Origin of the sequence: Bacteroides sp. CAG:189 (genome assembly GCF_000432295.1) — a bacterium.
GTDB lineage: Bacteria > Bacteroidota > Bacteroidia > Bacteroidales > Bacteroidaceae > Bacteroides > Bacteroides salyersiae.
In genome coordinates this window covers 17,424-33,064 of sequence record NZ_HF991071.1, presented here as the reverse complement: position 1 = coordinate 33,064, position 15,641 = coordinate 17,424, and the positions used below count along the sequence as shown (strand labels likewise).

The window sequence follows — 15,641 nt, the reverse complement described above, 5'->3', positions numbered from 1 at the left end:
AATAAATTAAACATTAAAACGTATGAAAACAATGAAGTATTTATCTATGTTACTAGTGATGGTAGTAACGAGTGTTTGTATGGTAAGCTGTGGAGATGATGATGATATCCCTACAGATATAGCGACCACTATAGCTGGAGATTATAGTGGTAAATTAAGTGTTATAGGATATACAGAACAGTTTACTGCTTATGCAACATTGACTAGAAAGTCGGACAACGCGATATCTGTAGTTGTAGATTGTGACGAAATAGATTTGCATTTAAAATCTGTTATTCTTGATATTATGCAGAATGGAAATTCCTATGAATTATCTTCTAGTTCAAAAGCTGTAAATGGAACTGTTATTGATCAGAATATAAATTTAACTTTTGCTACAGGATCTAATACATATACTTTTTATGGTAGTAAATAGTAGATCGTAATGTTTTAAAAGTTGTGTATAAATATTGTATATGATGAAATTGAAGTTTTTATACACAACTTTTAATTTTACAACAATGATACTATAATTGTGGAATACCATGTTTTTAATATTTTAATCGTGAGGAAACTCTTTCTTTTAATTGTTTATTCGTGTACTTTTTTAGCTTCTTTGTTTGGTGATTTTTTTGTATTCTTCACATGGCAATAATTTTGTTTAATTCAAAAAAATCATTTTTTCTAAATCGTTTGTTATACTTATTGTCCTTAAATTGTTATAAATATTGTCAGCACAAGTGATCACTTAAAAATAAACTTGCTGCATAAACATTTTCTTTCTTAGATTTGTTTCTTTATGCAATTCATATTTAAAAACAGAAACCAATTATGAAACAAAGGAAAGTTCTTATAGCAATTGCTGTCGTTATTTTTATTTTATTATTGTTGTACTGGCTTTTTGTAGCTGAAGATATAAATGCATGGCTTCCCGTAAATTGATACAATGATTGGCTGCTTTTCTCGTGAAATGGGTAGCCAATTGTTTTTGTAGGAAACTGTTCTGATATTGTGGCAAGATTGCTATCTTTGTATCTGTTATTAAAATAAAGAGTAAAAAACGATGGATAATTTTATTTTTCAAAATCCTGTTAAGCTCATTATGGGCCGTGGGATGATTGCCCGGTTGAGCAAGGAGATCCCGTCCGATAAACGGATCATGATTACTTTCGGCGGAGGAAGTGTGAAAAAGAATGGAGTATACCAGCAAGTGAAAGAGGCCCTTAAAGGTTATTTCACGGTGGAGTTTTGGGGGATAGAACCTAATCCGGCTATTGAGACATTAAGAAAAGCAATTGCTTTGGGGAAAGAAAATAAGGTGGATTATCTGCTGGCAGTAGGTGGTGGTTCGGTGATAGACGGAACGAAATTGATTTCTGCCGGATTGTTGTATGAAGGTGATGCCTGGGATTTAGTAACAGCCGGACGTCCTGTGACGGATACTGTTCCTCTTTCTACCGTACTGACATTGCCTGCTACGGGTTCTGAGATGAACAACGGTGCTGTCATATCGAGGCACGAAACAAAGGAGAAGTATCCTTTTTATGCCAATTATCCGTTATTTTCGATTCTGGATCCCGAAGTAACATTTACGTTGCCCCCTCATCAAGTGGCTTGTGGTATCGCTGATACTTTTGTACATGTAGTAGAACAGTATATGACGACTCCGGGACAAAGCCGCCTTATGGATCGTTGGGCAGAGGGGATTCTGCAAACACTCGTAGAGATTGCACCGAAAATCCGCGAGAACCAGCATGACTATCAGTTGATGGCAGACTTCATGCTTTCGGCTACGATGGGATTGAATGGGTTTATTGCTATGGGGGTATCACAGGACTGGGCTACTCACATGATTGGTCATGAACTGACTGCTCTGCACGGATTGACACATGGTCATACGTTGGCTATCGTTTATCCGGCTACTTTACGCGTACTGCGTAAATCGAAAGGAGATAAGATACTGCAATATGGCGAAAGAGTATGGGGAATCATTTCCGGCACTCGGGAAGAACGCATTGATGAGGCTATCCGACGTACGGAAGAATTTTTCCGTTCATTGGGTCTGACTACCCGATTAAGTGAAGAGGGTATCGGCAAAGAAACGATTGAAGAAATAGAACGGCGTTTTAATGCCCGGGGAGCGAAATACGGCGAGAATGAAGATGTGACAGGTAAAGTTGCCAAAGAAATATTGGAAAGTGCATTGTAAACTTTCCCGTTAAAGACATTCCTCTTAATTTTGTTAGTCGTCTTTTTCAAGTATTGTTTTCTGCTCAACAAGACGTTAAATTCTTAAGAGAAGAATACATATTTATTATGGTAAAGAATGCATTTTAATACTTACTTAATATTAATTTCTTTCATTGATGAATATGTATTCTTTTCTTGAAAATTTCCCAATTTAAATATATGATATATAGTGTTTTGAATTATATACCATTTCTCATAAAATTCCCTTATCCTACCTGCTTTGAAAAGACAATGCGTCCGAACTTGTCAATATTGCAATTACGTTGGTACTGTCACCCGTATCCCGAAAAAAAAGTTATTGCATCCATTGTCTGTTCTTTGTATATAAGCTATCGATGATACCATCTGAAAGTCCGATAGTAGGCACGATGATTCCGTTCGCTTGTACTCTTGTCGCTACTTCCATAAAAATTTCTGCTGCCGGAACAATTACATCTGCCCGGTCGGGTTTTAACTTAAACAGTTTGATGCGTTGTTCTTTAGGTAAATCTTTCAAAGTTCGATATATATCTTGTAAGGAAGCGAGTGGAAGAAATAATTGTTTCTTGTCTTTTTTATCTGCCAAACGGAATAATTTGTTGATATTACCTCCCGAACCGATAATGTGAATGGGGGCATATTCTTTAGCCAATACTTCCAAATCGGTATGCATCTGCTCTTTTTCTTCATTTTTCACCATTCCACTGAGCATACGTACCGTGCCGATATTGTACGAGCGGGAACTTTTCAGTTCTCCTTCACTTATGAGGTTGATTTCTGTACTGCCACCGCCTACATCTACATATAGATAGTTTTTTCCGGGTTCGAAGAGTTGTTCGATGTGATTATCATACACGATATGAGCCTCTTCTTGTCCATCGATGATTTCGATACGTATTCCCGTTTTTTTCTCTATCTTGCGAACAATACTTTTTCCGTTGCGAGCATCACGCATGGCCGATGTGGCACAAGCACGATAATCGGTTACCTCATATATTTTCATGAGTTGCCGGTAGGCTTTCATAAGACGGATGAGTTTTTCTGTTTTTTCTGTGGAAATTTCTCCGGAAGTAAAAGCGTCTTCACCCAATCTTAGGGGAATACGGATAAGCTGAACTTTACTCATTAATCCTTCGGGTGAACCCTCTTCATTTACACGTTTTATCAGGAGGCGTACAGCATTAGAGCCGATATCGATGGCGGCATAATTTACTTTTTTCATTATATCTTATAACTTTTATATAATTCTTCTTGTGAACGGAATAATGTATGTTCTTTCGTTTGCCACGGACGATTTTCTCCGCTTCCGTCTACAATTCGACCTTTTGCAGTATCTCTAAGTCCATATTCGACTATGCGTTTCAGGTCCTTTTGTATTTCTTTATCATATACTGGTGTTATGACTTCGATGCGATTGTCCAGATTACGGGGCATCCAATCTGCCGAACCGATGTAATAACGTTCCTCACCATTGTTGGCGAAAATAAAGATACGCGAATGTTCCAGATAACGGTCTATGATTCCGTTAATCTGGATATTTTCACTTATTCCCGATATTCCGGTGACAAGTGAGCAATTGCCTCGTACTACTAAGTCTACTTTAACTCCAGCAGCAGATGCGGCATAGAGCTTCTCTATCAGTACTTTGTCGGTGATATGGTTCACCTTACACAAGATATAAGCTTCTTTGCCTTGTTCTTTATTTTTTATTTCTTTATTGATAAGGGTAATGAATTTCTTACGCATATCATTGGGCGATACAAGTAATTCCTTGAATACGATGGGGGTATATGGCTTTTCTATGAACTCGAACACGTAGTTTACTTCCCGTACGATGGGACGGTGTGCCGTCATAATTGTATAATCTGTATACATGCGTGCATTTCCTTCATGAAAATTGCCGGTGCTGATACAGGCAAAATCTCCATATCTGGTCGAGACATGCAGAAGTTTGGAGTGGATTTTTAACCCTTCTACACCAAAAATGACATGTACTCCGGCGTCTTGTAATTTTTTACTCCAATTTATGTTGGAAGCTTCGTCGAAACGCGCCAGCAGTTCGATGATTACTGTTACTTTCTTTCCATTACGAGCGGCGGCAATTAACGCTTTTACTACTTTTGAATCTTTTGCTAACCGGTAGAGGGTCATCTTGATGCTTTTCACTTCTTTACTGATAGCTGCCTCGCGTAGTACTCGTATGAATGTATCGAAAGAATGATACGGATAATGTAAAGATCTGTCTTTTTTGCGAATGAGTGTTATCAAGCTTTCCATTCCGTTTAGTTCGGATTTGAAAAGGGGCGGCCATACGGGATATTTCAAATCTTTTCGTCCGCAATCGGGAAACTTCATCAAATCTTTGAAATTATGATATCGTCCGCCTGCCACACGCGTATCACTTTTATCCACATTTAATAGATGGGTTAGTTTTTTCAACAGATCTTTCGGCATACTTTCATCGTAAACGAAACGAATTGGTTCTCCTTTTTTCCTGCTTTTTACTCCTTTTGATATCTTTTGTAATACTCCGGTGCGAAGATCGCTGTCCATTTCCATTTCGGCATCTTTGGTGAATTTGAATGTGTACGCTTCGTAGTCTGTATATTTCATACCGACGAAAATCATTGGTAAACAATAACGAATAACATCATCCAGAAACATTAGATGAATCTTTCCTTCAGAGTCCGGCAGACGGATAAAGCGTCCGAATTCGGTAGCAGGGAGTGGGATAATGGCGTAATCCTTTTCTTTAGTTTTCTTTTCCGGGGTTTGTCGTATAAGGCGGACAGCAAGATAAATGTCTTCATCCGTTTGTTCACCCAGTGAACAGGAATTGGTAAGGAAAAGCGGATTAGTAGAGCCATTTAGTTGGTTACGGTAGAAGAAATTTATGAATTCGCCTTGTTCTATTGATAACTCGGTTTCCTTTACTATATATATATTTTCTTGTTTTAAGTCTTCCGTAATGGTAGCAAAGGTGTCTTCGAATTGTTTGCAGTAGCGGTTATGCAGTTTGCCTATCTGTTTTAGTGTTTGGGTTGCGATGTTCTGCTCTTTTTTTATGTTTTTATCGGCGTATTCTACTATGCGGTTTAGTGTAGCTACACGAACTCGGAAAAACTCGTCGAGGTTGTTGGAATAAATACCTAAAAAGGTGAGTCGTTCCAGTATCGGAACTTCCGGTCGGGTTGCTTCAAGTAAGATACGATGGTTGAAGTACATCCAACTGATGTCCCGCTCTATATAGAGGTTTTGAGATTTCTCTTCGTCTGATTTCATGAGAGTGAGTATCTATAAATTTGTTTTTGCAAAAGTACGGGAGTGAGATGTAATGAATATTACATTTTTGCTATGAACTTATTACAAAACTTGTTTGTTGTTTTAATATGTAGATAGAAACACGTATATTCGCAAAAGGATTGGGCTGAAGCCTGTTAAAAATAGATAGAAAATTATGAAAACGATGAATTATTCTCTTGTCCGTATTGTCTGTGCATTGATTATCGGTTTAGTACTTGTTCTCTGGCCGGATGTTGCGGTGCAGTATCTTGTGATTACACTTGGGGTATTGTTTCTTATTCCCGGTTTGATTTCTCTTATCAGTTATTTCGGATCCAAACCCGAGGAAGGTGTGTCGCGCCGTTTCCCGATAGAAGGAACGGGTAGCTTGCTTTTCGGCCTTTGGTTGATAATAATGCCGGCTTTCTTTGCCGATGTATTGATGTTCCTTTTAGGATTCATATTGATTTTGGGAGGTGTACAGCAGATTGCCTCACTTTCGATGGCACGCCGTTGGACAATAGTGCCCGGTGCATTCTATGTGGTGCCGTCTCTTATCCTGCTTGCCGGTATTGTGGCGTTGTTCAATCCCACAGGAGCACGTAACACGGCATTTATGATTATTGGTATCAGTAGTCTTGTTTACGCAGTTTCCGAATTGATCAATTGGTTTAAGTTTACCCGTCGTAAACCGCAGAAACCTGTATCGGATGATATAGAGGATGCAAAGATTATAGAATAAGAAATAAGAAGAGGCCTGCCTCACGGCAATCCTCCTCTGCAAACTTAAAACAACCAACAAAAGAAATAAGAAATAGTGATTAGTGTCATGCTTCATGTATAGCGTAGCTGTTTATCACTAATCCCTATTCTGTTATTCCTTATTTACGTCTATCTGATAAATAATAATTCCCTGTATTTGGGAAGTGTCCACATCTGATTGTCGACAATGAGTTCGAGTTTGTCGATGTGGTAACGGATTTCTTCCAGAGCCGGTACGATAGTGTCGTGATAGGCAATGGCTTTTTCGCGTTCACTCTCTATTTTGTTTGCTACTTTTCGGGCTTCTACCATAGCATCTACATGCTCTTTTATGAATGCGGTACGGTCAGCTATCTCTTCGATAAGTTCCAGATTTTTGGCAGATAATCTGGCGGCTTTTTCTTCGGGGAAGAGAGATTTCATTTTGTATACATTATCTATCAAATCCGTTTGATACCGGGTGGCAACCGGGATGATGTGGTTCATTGCCAGATCTCCTAATACACGGGCTTCGATTTGGATTTTCTTTGTATACGTTTCCCATTTCACCTCATTGCGGGCTTCCAGTTCTTTTTTCGTCATTACACCGACCGATTCGAATAGGGAGATTGTTTCCGGTTTCAGATAATTGTCGAAAATGCGGGGTACGCTGGTCTCGCAATCCAAACCACGCCTCATGGCTTCTTCTTTCCATTCGTCACTGTATCCGTTGCCATCGAAGTGAATGGCTTTGCATTCTTTAATGTATTTACGGATGATTTCGAGGATAGCAGAGATTTTCGGTTCTCCTTTTTCTATCAGAGTATCGACATCTTTCTTAAACTTTTTCAATTGAGCGGCAACAGCAGAGTTCAAGGCAATCATGGCACTGGCACAGTTGGCTTCCGAACCTACTGCACGGAACTCAAAGCGGTTTCCGGTGAAGGCAAAAGGAGAGGTACGATTCCGGTCGGTGTTATCGATTAGGAGTTCCGGAATCTGTGGAATATCCAGTTTCATACCCTGTTTCCCACCGAGACTTACCAAGTCGTCTTTCGTACTTTCCTCGATATGTTCCAGTACTTGTGACAACTGTTTTCCGAGGAAGGAAGAGATGATTGCAGGAGGTGCTTCATTGGCACCCAGGCGATGGGCGTTTGTTGCGCTTGAAATGGATGCTTTTAATAATCCGTTGTGATGGTAGACGGCCATCAACGTGTTGACTACAAATGTCACAAAACGGAGGTTGTCTTCCGGTGTTTTACCCGGTCCCATCAACAGGATACCTGTATCTGTACCCAATGACCAGTTGTTGTGTTTTCCACTGCCATTTACACCCTTGAACGGTTTTTCATGTAGCAATACGCGGAATCCGTGACGGCGGCTTACCTTACGCATCAGTGACATGATGAGCAGGTTGTGATCGTTTGCCAGATTACATTCTTCGAAGATGGGAGCCAACTCGAACTGGTTCGGGGCAACTTCGTTATGACGGGTCTTGACGGGTATTCCTAATTTTAAGGCCTCAATTTCGAGATCTTTCATGAAAGCTGCCACACGGGTAGGGATAGCACCGAAATAATGGTCTTCCAACTGTTGGTTTTTAGCGCTGTCGTGCCCCATCAGTGTACGGCCTGTCATCAATAAATCGGGACGGGCGGCATAAAGACCTTCATCCACCAGAAAGTATTCTTGTTCCCAACCCAAGTAGGCGATTACTTTCTTCACCTCCGGATTGAAATAATGGCAAACATCGACGGCCGCTTTATCTACTGCCCTCAGTGCTTTGAGAAGCGGTGCCTTGTAATCGAGCGATTCGCCTGTATAAGCTATGAAAATAGTGGGGATGCACAAAGTATCGTCTACGATGAATGCCGGTGATGAGGGATCCCATGCGGAGTATCCGCGTGCTTCGAATGTATTGCGTATACCGCCATTGGGGAAGGAAGAAGCATCCGGCTCTTGCTGAACGAGCAATTTGCCTGTAAACTCTTCCATCATTCCTCCTTTGCCATCGTGCTCTACAAAAGCATCATGTTTTTCGGCTGTACCTTCGGTGAGTGGAGCAAACCAGTGCGTATAATGAGTAGCTCCCATTTCAATGGCCCACTTTTTCATTCCGGCAGCCACTTCATCGGCAATACTACGATCCAGCGGAGCACCGTTATCAATTACGTCAGTCAGTTTGTTGTACACTCTGCTTGACAGATACTTGAACATCTTCTCTTTGTTGAACACATACTTCGCGAAATATTCCGAAGGGCGTTCTGTGGGAGTAACCACTTCCACCGCTTTCTTCTTGAAAGCTGTCTCTACAACTCTGAATCTAAGTTTTGACATAAGCTTTAGGGATTTATGAATTATGAAATTGTGAATTTATGATTTTTATGGTTCATGAATTATGGTTTATCGATTTATGAACAACCTATGCTGTTGATCTGCATAGCAATTCATAGTTCATAAATCATAATCCATAAATCATCAGTTGTATGCCGACTCTCCGTGCTCGTAAATGTCGAGTCCTTCTTCTTCGATACGTGCCGGAACACGTAACCCGTGAATCTTATCGAGCGACTTGAAGATGATGAAACCCATGCCGGCCGCCCAACAACCTACGATCACGGCACCGAATAGCTGTGCTCCGAAGAATCCGAATGTACCTGTATAGAATACACCTTCACTTGTGGAGAATAATCCGGTGAGTATCGTTCCGAGAAAACCGCAGACACCATGCACCGAACTTGCACCTACCGGATCGTCTATCCTTAACACCTTGTCGATAAAATCGACTGAGAATATCATAACAATACCGCAGATAGCGCCAATCAGTACAGCTCCCGTTGCCGATACACAGTCACATCCGGCTGTAATGCCTACCAGTCCGGCGAGGACACCGTTCAATGTGAATGACAGAGACGGCTTCCCGTATCGCCACCAACTCACTGTCAGGGCAAAGAATCCACCGGCGCAAGCAGCGAGGTTGGTAGTGAGAAATACGTGTGAGATGGCTATCTGATCGGTTGTGGCGGCGGCTGCCAATTGTGAGCCGGGATTGAAACCGAACCAGCCGAACCAAAGGATAAATACGCCTAAAGCGGCAATCGTAAGGTTATGTCCGGGAATGGCTCTTGATTTTCCGTCTTTTCCGTATTTCCCGATACGCGGACCGAGAATGGCAGCGCCTGTCAGGGCTATCCAGCCACCTACGGAGTGTACCACCGTTGAACCGGCAAAGTCGTGGAAAGTCGTTCCGAAAAGGTTCATCATGAAAGAATCTGCTTCACCGTTCATCAGCCAGCCGCCACCCCATGTCCAGTGCCCGGAGATGGGGTAGATCAGTACACTGATGAAGACTGTGTAGATGAGGTACATGGAGAACTTGGTACGTTCCGCCATAGCTCCCGAAACGATGGTGGCTGCTGTGGCACAAAATACCGTCTGGAACACCAGAAAGCCTTCGGATGGCAATCCTCCGCCATCATAGAATGAAAGGTCGAAGAAGTGTGGTATCCCGATGAATCCGCCTGCGCCGAACATCAGGCCGAAACCGATAAACCAATAGAGCAGGGAGCCGAACATGAAATCGACGAAGTTTTTCATTAGGATGTTGGCAGTGTTTTTTACTCGTGTGAAACCGGCTTCTACCAGTGCGAATCCCGGCTGCATGAAGAATACCAGCATGGCTGCAAGCATCATCCATACGGTGTTTAATCCGTTGGCAAGTTCTTCTACGGTGTTCGGAGGCGTTTCCGTATCCGGAACTTCTATTGTTGTGGCGGCTATTTCCGTCACAGCTATTGTGGACGTTGCCGATGCATCGTTGATGGCAGTCGATATTTCCTGAGCGAGTGTTTCTGTCGCGAAGCACAGTGCAAAAAGCATAGCACCGGCTATACGCAGTGTTGTAATGCTGCGTTTTCTATATGTATCCATAATGTTAATCTGTTGATTTGTAATACCTGTTAGTACTGATGGGAAAACCCGGAGATGAATATCGGGACTTCTGTGTTTTGCCGTTTATCGTTCTTGTTCGGCATTATAAAGTGCAATGTCTCCCCGTTCGCCGGTACGGATGCGAATGGCATCTGCTATGGGGATAACGAAGATACGGCCATCACCGATTTCTCCGGTTTGCGCTGCTTTGATAATGGCCTGCACGGTTTTTTCTGCATTTTTGTCGCGTACTACTATCGAAACAAGTATTCGTTCTATGGAACTTGTGTCATACACTACGCCACGGTAGATGCGCCCCTGACGTGATTTACCTATACCTCTTACATCGTAATAAGAGAACCATTCGATGTCCGCTTCCAGAAGTGCATCTTTCACCTCCTCGAACTTGGTTTTACGGATAATTGCTTCAATCTTTTTCATATACCTTATTGAATTAATGTGTTTTTGTCGTAAATCCTTAGAAACTCATACCGAATATCAGATATGTCTTGTCCATAACGGGCGATACGATGAACTGCACAAAGATGGGGATCAAGAAACTGTCCGTCACTTTTACCTCTTTGGCCGCTTTCAGCGAAATGTCCGTGAAGCCGCTTATCTTCTCACCTGTGTACATGTAAGACTTGGTGGATATGCCTACGGAGGGAGTCAGTGTAACCTTCCCCGGACAGGCAATGTCATATGCGGCATTGAAATAGGCTGAAAAATTCTGATCGCCATCCGGATTCTTGTCTGCTCCGGCAAACATCATGGCTGCCGAGAGGGTCAGAGGAACTTTATCGCCGAAGTTGTAACTCAATGCGCCTTCAAAATAGTGGCTCTCTTTGTAATGCCCGTATTTGCCACTTTCACCGGACCACCAATAGTCGGTCACTGCAATGCCGAATCTACCAATGCCATATGCCAACGTGAGATCGAGTTCTTTGGGTTCGAGGTCTGTGACACTGGTACTTCCCCAGGCTGATAAGGATATTCCTTTGTAAGCCAGTCCTAAAGAGGGCTGGACAGAAGTGCCCGATGCCTGGTCGAAACCACGCCATACATATTTGCTTACTACCTCGGCACCCAGTGAAATCTCAAATTTGTCTTGTGCCGTCACTGTTGCCGGAATAAGCATGCTCAATAACGCTACTGCTACTCCCCTTAATTTTCCGTTAATTGTCGTTTTCATCGTCTTTTTACCTTTATGATAGAAAATTGTGGATGTACGGTCCAACTTTTATATATAGTAGCGCGCAAGTACTATCTCATTTTATCTGTAAATCGTCCATTGGAAGATAAAAGTTGTGGAGGTGTGTTATTTTCGTTTTTTTCATTCTTGACTTTCCGGTTTCCTTTTTTCCGGTTTTCTTTTATATCTTTAAATCCACTGCTTTATCCGTCTCATGGCTTCTATGCAATCGTGACGTTCGCCAAATGCCGTAAGGCGGATGTATCCTTCACCGCTCGGCCCGAAGCCTATGCCCGGCGTACCTACCACGTTTGCTTCGTAAAGCAGTTGGTCGAAGAATTTCCAAGAGCTTGTTCCATTCGGGGTTTTCACCCAGAGGTAAGGAGCGTTGACTCCTCCGTAGACTTTCAGCCCAGTACTTTCCAGTCCCTCTTTCATGATACGGGCATTGTCCATATAGTACTGGATGGTTGCCTGTATTTGCTTTTTGCCTTCCGGAGTATAGATGGCTTCGGCCGCCCGTTGGGTGATATAGGAAGTGCCGTTGAACTTGGTGCTTTGGCGGCGGTTCCATAAGCGGTTTAGCGGAATGCGGTCGCCTTCGAGGGTGGCTGCGGTGAGTTCCTTCGGTACCACTGTGTATCCACAGCGTATGCCCGTAAAACCTGCCGTTTTTGAGAAGCTCCGGAATTCGATGGCACATTTTTTCGCTCCTTTTATCTCGTAAATGGAATGCGGCACGTCTGTTTCTTGTATATATGCTTCATAGGCGGCGTCGAATAATATCAGTGTGTCATTGGCCAACGCATAATCCACCCACTTTTTCAGTTCTGCTTTCGTTAATGTTGTTCCTGTCGGGTTATTCGGGTAGCACAAATAAACGATATCGATACGCTTATCCGGTATTGCGGGGATGAAGTTGTTCTCGCTGGTGCAGGGCATGTAGGTCACATTGCTCCATCTTCCGGTAGCTTCCTCTAATACGCCTGCCCGTCCGCACATCACGTTGCTGTCGATGTATACCGGATAGATGGGATCTGTTACGCCTACGCTGTTGTCGTGACGGAGGATGTCTCCGATGTTTCCCGTATCGCTTTTGGCACCGTCGTTGATAAACACCTCCGAGTTGGCAAGGTGGATGCCACGTGGGGCATAGTCATTTTTTATCACCGCTTCGATGAGGAAGTCATATCCCTGTTCCGGGCCGTATCCCCGGAATGTTTCGGCGTGTGCCATCTCTTCTACGGCTTTATGCATCGCTTCGACGCACGCCGGGGCCAGCGGACGGGTTACGTCTCCGATGCCCAGTCGGATGATGTCCTGTTTCGGATGTGTTATTTTGAACGTATTTACCCTTTTCGCGATGTCCGAGAACAGATAACTGCCCGGTAGTTTTAAAAAATGTTCGTTTACGAGTGCCATATTGTTCTTGTTTTAAGTTTTGTTTTTATTCAATTAGTTATCCTGATACCTGTCTTTTTATCCTTATTTTTTTGTTGCTATTCTTCTATTTTTAGGATACCGTCGAAAATCTTTACGGCAGGGCCGGTCATCCATACGTGATTTGTCTGCTCATCCCATTCGATGGTCAGTGTGCCGCCATCCATAATAATATCTGTTTTTCTGCCGGTTTTACCTTCTATGAAGGCGGCCACTGCGGTGGCGCATGCTCCTGTTCCGCAGGCTTGGGTGATGCCTGAGCCCCGTTCCCATACGCGCATTCTTATTCTGTTTTTGTCTAATACTTGTGCGAATTCCACGTTGGTGCGGTCGGGAAAGAGCGGATCATTTTCCAGTTTGGGACCTATCTCCGGGAGGTCTATCTCATCTATATTTTCGACAAAAGTAATCAGATGCGGGTTTCCCATTGACACAGTGGTAGATACATAAGGCAGTTTGTCTCTGAAATCAATAGTTCCCGTGTCTTGTGGTTCACTCATGTCTACTGTTACCGTTGCCACTTTGCCGTCTTCTACTTGGAGTTTCAGCAGTTTGATCCCCGAGAGCGTATCCAGTGTTATGGTTGTTTTCGTAGTCAATCCATATTCGAACAGATACTTTCCGATACAACGGCTTGCGTTTCCACACATCATGGCTTCCGAACCGTCTGCGTTGAAAATGCGCATGCTAAAATCTGCTTTGTCGGATGTGTCAATCAATACAAGTCCGTCGCTTCCTATTCCCGTGTGGTATGCGCTCCATTCAACCGCACGCTTTTCAGGATCTGCAATTGGATATTTGATGGCGTTTATATAAATATAATCGTTTCCCGCTCCATGCATTTTTGTGAATTGAATTGTTCTTGTCATTTTGTTGTTTATTGATTGTTTATCCTATCCTTTTGTTTTATTATAATGCAAAGATATGACTTTTTGCTCTGTAATTGGTTCGAATTTAGATCGAATATCTATTTATTTTTCTGCTACTTTCAGTCTTTTTTTATAGGGGCTTTTATTCTTTTAATTTGAAACAAGAAAGCCTTCTATTTAAATAAACTATTATCCGGCCTTTTTGTTTTGCATATTTTTCCGGTATATATGAAAGAAATAATATCTTGATTTAGATCAATCTGAGGTGGCGTTTAGTGAAACAATGTGTTGCCGGTTTGGTGGTATAGGCGGTTCGAAACTGCGGAATATCACATGGAATGTATCTTTTTCCTCTATCTTGACCTTTTTGCCGCATTTCTTTATTTGTCGGTGTTTGAGGAGGAAAGTTTGTTCCAGTTATTATGAACCGTGCAAAGCACAGCTAAGCACCATTCTCAGGAGTGCTTTGCACGGTTCATATGGATTGTATGGATAGTGCTTAGAGAAGATAAGCACCCTGCTTGGGTTTACCGGTGTGGCATGTTGTTTCTGCCAGCGACGTTTCATCCCCTATATATCCGGTGTATAAGGCGTTCGAAGGATGAATTATTGAAATTCGATAAGGCATGATGAAACCTTTTTCTATTTCTTTTGTTGATGCAGTATAATTAAAAAAGTAAATAAATGATGGACGATGTAACTAAACGATTAGAAGAAGCAGCCCAGACCAATCATCTGGTTTTGATTTTATTTTATGCAGATTGGTCTCCCCACTATGAATGGTTGGAACCGGTTATTAATGCATATGAAAAGAGAGTCGTCGAACTTGTAAAAGTGAATATTGAAAGTGACAAAGCTGTTGCAGATTCTTATAATATAGAAACTGTTCCGGCTTTTGTGTTACTGCACCGTGGAAAGGAATTGTGGCGGCAAATCGGGGAACTGACTGTTGATGAATTCCGGCTGGTATTGGAAGAGTTCTGAAATTGGTGATGTAATTGGTGTGATAAGCGGACTAATGACAAGAGATAAACAGGCTGCACTATATGCTGCATGGCACTAATCACTTATCATTGATCCGCTTATCACTAATTCATTATTTCACTCTTTCATTATTTCATTCAGCAATACCGGTTCATTAGTCGTGATGAAATCAACCTTCTTTTCGATAAGCCATTTCATGTCTTTTTCTTTATTGACTGTCCAGACGTTTACTTTCATGCCGAGATCGTGGCATTCTTTTATCCATTCGGGATGTTTTCGGAAGACGTTCAGATGATAGTCCGGTCCGGCACACCCCATCTCTTTCAGTTCTTTCGGGGGTAGTTTGCCATCCAGATAAAAGACAGGAGTTCCGGCAGGAGTCAGGCGGATAAATTCCTTAGTGGCATGCAATGAAAAGGTAATGTATTCCATTCTGTCGTTCAGCCCGAGTTTTTTCACCATCGCCACTATCTTTTCTACGGCTTTCGTTTCCCGTTCCGGGCTGCTGAGTTCTTTCAGTTCCAGAATCAGGCGTGTCTTGGTTTTTAGAGCAGCTTTGAGATATTGTTCAAGGGTAGGGAGGCTCTCGCCGTTATCCAGCTTCAGTGAAGTAAGGTTTGCTGCCGTAGAGCGTTCCATGCTTTTTAGCTTGAAAACAGGATCATGGTTCACCACAAGCTTATCATCTGCCGTGAGCCACACATCGAATTCGGAACCGTAGCAGCCGATAGAATCGGCTTTAAGAAGAGCGGCAATGCTGTTTTGTGCCGAACCGTCTGTTTTCCAATAGCCGCGATGGGCGATAACCTGAGTTTGGGCCATTACGCCGCATGTTGATAGGACGAGTGCGGAGGCAAGTAGAATCTTTTTTATTTTCATCATATGCAAATAGTTTTTTTACTATGTTGCAAAAGTAAGGAAAGAAAGTCTTGATTGTTTTACATCATTATTAAATCTTAGTTAATATATCAAGATTCATTTTTACGGAGAAA

Annotated in this window: 13 protein-coding genes; 4 read left to right on the top strand and 9 right to left on the bottom strand. The window is 42.3% G+C overall.

What is annotated here, in order from left to right:
* Positions 1–22 precede the first annotated feature (22 nt).
* Together QVP90_RS09745 and QVP90_RS09740 are read left to right on the top strand one after the other, a co-directional pair.
* On the top strand, positions 23–415 hold the full coding sequence (locus tag QVP90_RS09745; RefSeq protein WP_005923345.1) for a hypothetical protein: 393 nt from the start codon (positions 23–25) through the stop codon (positions 413–415).
* A 627-nt stretch (positions 416–1,042) separates the two neighbouring features.
* Positions 1,043–2,188, top strand: coding sequence for an iron-containing alcohol dehydrogenase (locus QVP90_RS09740; protein WP_021936299.1), 1,146 nt, complete (start codon positions 1,043–1,045; stop codon positions 2,186–2,188).
* A 336-nt stretch (positions 2,189–2,524) separates the two neighbouring features.
* On the opposite strand, the gene QVP90_RS09735 is transcribed toward QVP90_RS09740, so the two are convergent.
* Both QVP90_RS09735 and QVP90_RS09730 read right to left on the bottom strand, forming a co-directional pair.
* Positions 2,525–3,430 (bottom strand): Ppx/GppA phosphatase family protein, encoded by a 906-nt coding sequence (locus QVP90_RS09735; protein ID WP_005923338.1) that lies wholly within the window; start codon positions 3,428–3,430, stop codon positions 2,525–2,527.
* Positions 3,430–5,490, bottom strand: coding sequence for an RNA degradosome polyphosphate kinase (locus QVP90_RS09730; protein WP_021936298.1), 2,061 nt, complete (start codon positions 5,488–5,490; stop codon positions 3,430–3,432). Before QVP90_RS09730 ends, QVP90_RS09735 begins: the two co-directional genes overlap by 1 nt.
* Before the next feature lie 175 nt (positions 5,491–5,665).
* On the opposite strand from QVP90_RS09730, the gene QVP90_RS09725 reads away from it, so the two are divergent.
* Complete coding sequence (locus QVP90_RS09725; protein ID WP_007480510.1) at positions 5,666–6,232, top strand: HdeD family acid-resistance protein; 567 nt, start codon at positions 5,666–5,668, stop codon at positions 6,230–6,232.
* Positions 6,233–6,381: 149 nt separating this feature from the next.
* On the opposite strand, the gene QVP90_RS09720 is transcribed toward QVP90_RS09725, so the two are convergent.
* From QVP90_RS09720 to dapF, 6 genes are all read right to left on the bottom strand, one after another.
* Positions 6,382–8,571, bottom strand: coding sequence for a glutamine synthetase III family protein (locus QVP90_RS09720; protein ID WP_005923331.1), 2,190 nt, complete (start codon positions 8,569–8,571; stop codon positions 6,382–6,384).
* Positions 8,572–8,712: 141 nt separating this feature from the next.
* On the bottom strand, positions 8,713–10,164 hold the full coding sequence (locus QVP90_RS09715; RefSeq protein WP_005923328.1) for an ammonium transporter: 1,452 nt from the start codon (positions 10,162–10,164) through the stop codon (positions 8,713–8,715).
* Between the two features lie 84 nt (positions 10,165–10,248).
* Positions 10,249–10,605, bottom strand: a complete 357-nt coding sequence (locus QVP90_RS09710; protein WP_005923325.1) for a P-II family nitrogen regulator — start codon at positions 10,603–10,605, stop codon at positions 10,249–10,251.
* Positions 10,606–10,642: 37 nt separating this feature from the next.
* Positions 10,643–11,356: a hypothetical protein gene (locus QVP90_RS09705; protein WP_005923322.1), complete on the bottom strand. Its 714-nt coding sequence runs from the start codon at positions 11,354–11,356 to the stop codon at positions 10,643–10,645.
* 189 nt (positions 11,357–11,545) lie between these two features.
* Positions 11,546–12,778, bottom strand: coding sequence for an LL-diaminopimelate aminotransferase (locus tag QVP90_RS09700; protein WP_005923319.1), 1,233 nt, complete (start codon positions 12,776–12,778; stop codon positions 11,546–11,548).
* Between the two features lie 77 nt (positions 12,779–12,855).
* Positions 12,856–13,665 carry a diaminopimelate epimerase gene (gene dapF, locus QVP90_RS09695; RefSeq protein WP_005923317.1) on the bottom strand — a complete coding sequence of 270 codons (810 nt, stop codon included), beginning with the start codon at positions 13,663–13,665 and terminating at the stop codon, positions 12,856–12,858.
* 687 nt (positions 13,666–14,352) lie between these two features.
* On the opposite strand from dapF, the gene QVP90_RS09690 reads away from it, so the two are divergent.
* Positions 14,353–14,649, top strand: a complete 297-nt coding sequence (locus QVP90_RS09690; RefSeq protein WP_007480512.1) for a thioredoxin family protein — start codon at positions 14,353–14,355, stop codon at positions 14,647–14,649.
* Between the two features lie 117 nt (positions 14,650–14,766).
* Here the strand turns inward: QVP90_RS09690 and QVP90_RS09685 are convergent, their stop codons facing one another.
* Complete coding sequence (locus tag QVP90_RS09685; protein ID WP_044094020.1) at positions 14,767–15,528, bottom strand: glycerophosphodiester phosphodiesterase family protein; 762 nt, start codon at positions 15,526–15,528, stop codon at positions 14,767–14,769.
* Positions 15,529–15,641: the final 113 nt, after the last annotated feature.

Bases quoted from the DNA above. Each gene is read 5' to 3' on its own strand.
- QVP90_RS09745 (WP_005923345.1), top strand. From the start codon at position 23: ATGAAAACAATGAAGTATTTATCTATGTTACTAGTGATGGTAGTAACG.
- QVP90_RS09740 (WP_021936299.1), top strand. From the start codon at position 1,043: ATGGATAATTTTATTTTTCAAAATCCTGTTAAGCTCATTATGGGCCGT.
- QVP90_RS09735 (WP_005923338.1), bottom strand. From the start codon at position 3,430: ATGAAAAAAGTAAATTATGCCGCCATCGATATCGGCTCTAATGCTGTA.
- QVP90_RS09730 (WP_021936298.1), bottom strand. From the start codon at position 5,490: ATGAAATCAGACGAAGAGAAATCTCAAAACCTCTATATAGAGCGGGAC.
- QVP90_RS09725 (WP_007480510.1), top strand. From the start codon at position 5,666: ATGAAAACGATGAATTATTCTCTTGTCCGTATTGTCTGTGCATTGATT.
- QVP90_RS09720 (WP_005923331.1), bottom strand. From the start codon at position 8,571: ATGTCAAAACTTAGATTCAGAGTTGTAGAGACAGCTTTCAAGAAGAAA.
- QVP90_RS09715 (WP_005923328.1), bottom strand. From the start codon at position 10,164: ATGGATACATATAGAAAACGCAGCATTACAACACTGCGTATAGCCGGT.
- QVP90_RS09710 (WP_005923325.1), bottom strand. From the start codon at position 10,605: ATGAAAAAGATTGAAGCAATTATCCGTAAAACCAAGTTCGAGGAGGTG.
- QVP90_RS09705 (WP_005923322.1), bottom strand. From the start codon at position 11,356: ATGAAAACGACAATTAACGGAAAATTAAGGGGAGTAGCAGTAGCGTTA.
- QVP90_RS09700 (WP_005923319.1), bottom strand. From the start codon at position 12,778: ATGGCACTCGTAAACGAACATTTTTTAAAACTACCGGGCAGTTATCTG.
- dapF (WP_005923317.1), bottom strand. From the start codon at position 13,665: ATGACAAGAACAATTCAATTCACAAAAATGCATGGAGCGGGAAACGAT.
- QVP90_RS09690 (WP_007480512.1), top strand. From the start codon at position 14,353: ATGGACGATGTAACTAAACGATTAGAAGAAGCAGCCCAGACCAATCAT.
- QVP90_RS09685 (WP_044094020.1), bottom strand. From the start codon at position 15,528: ATGAAAATAAAAAAGATTCTACTTGCCTCCGCACTCGTCCTATCAACA.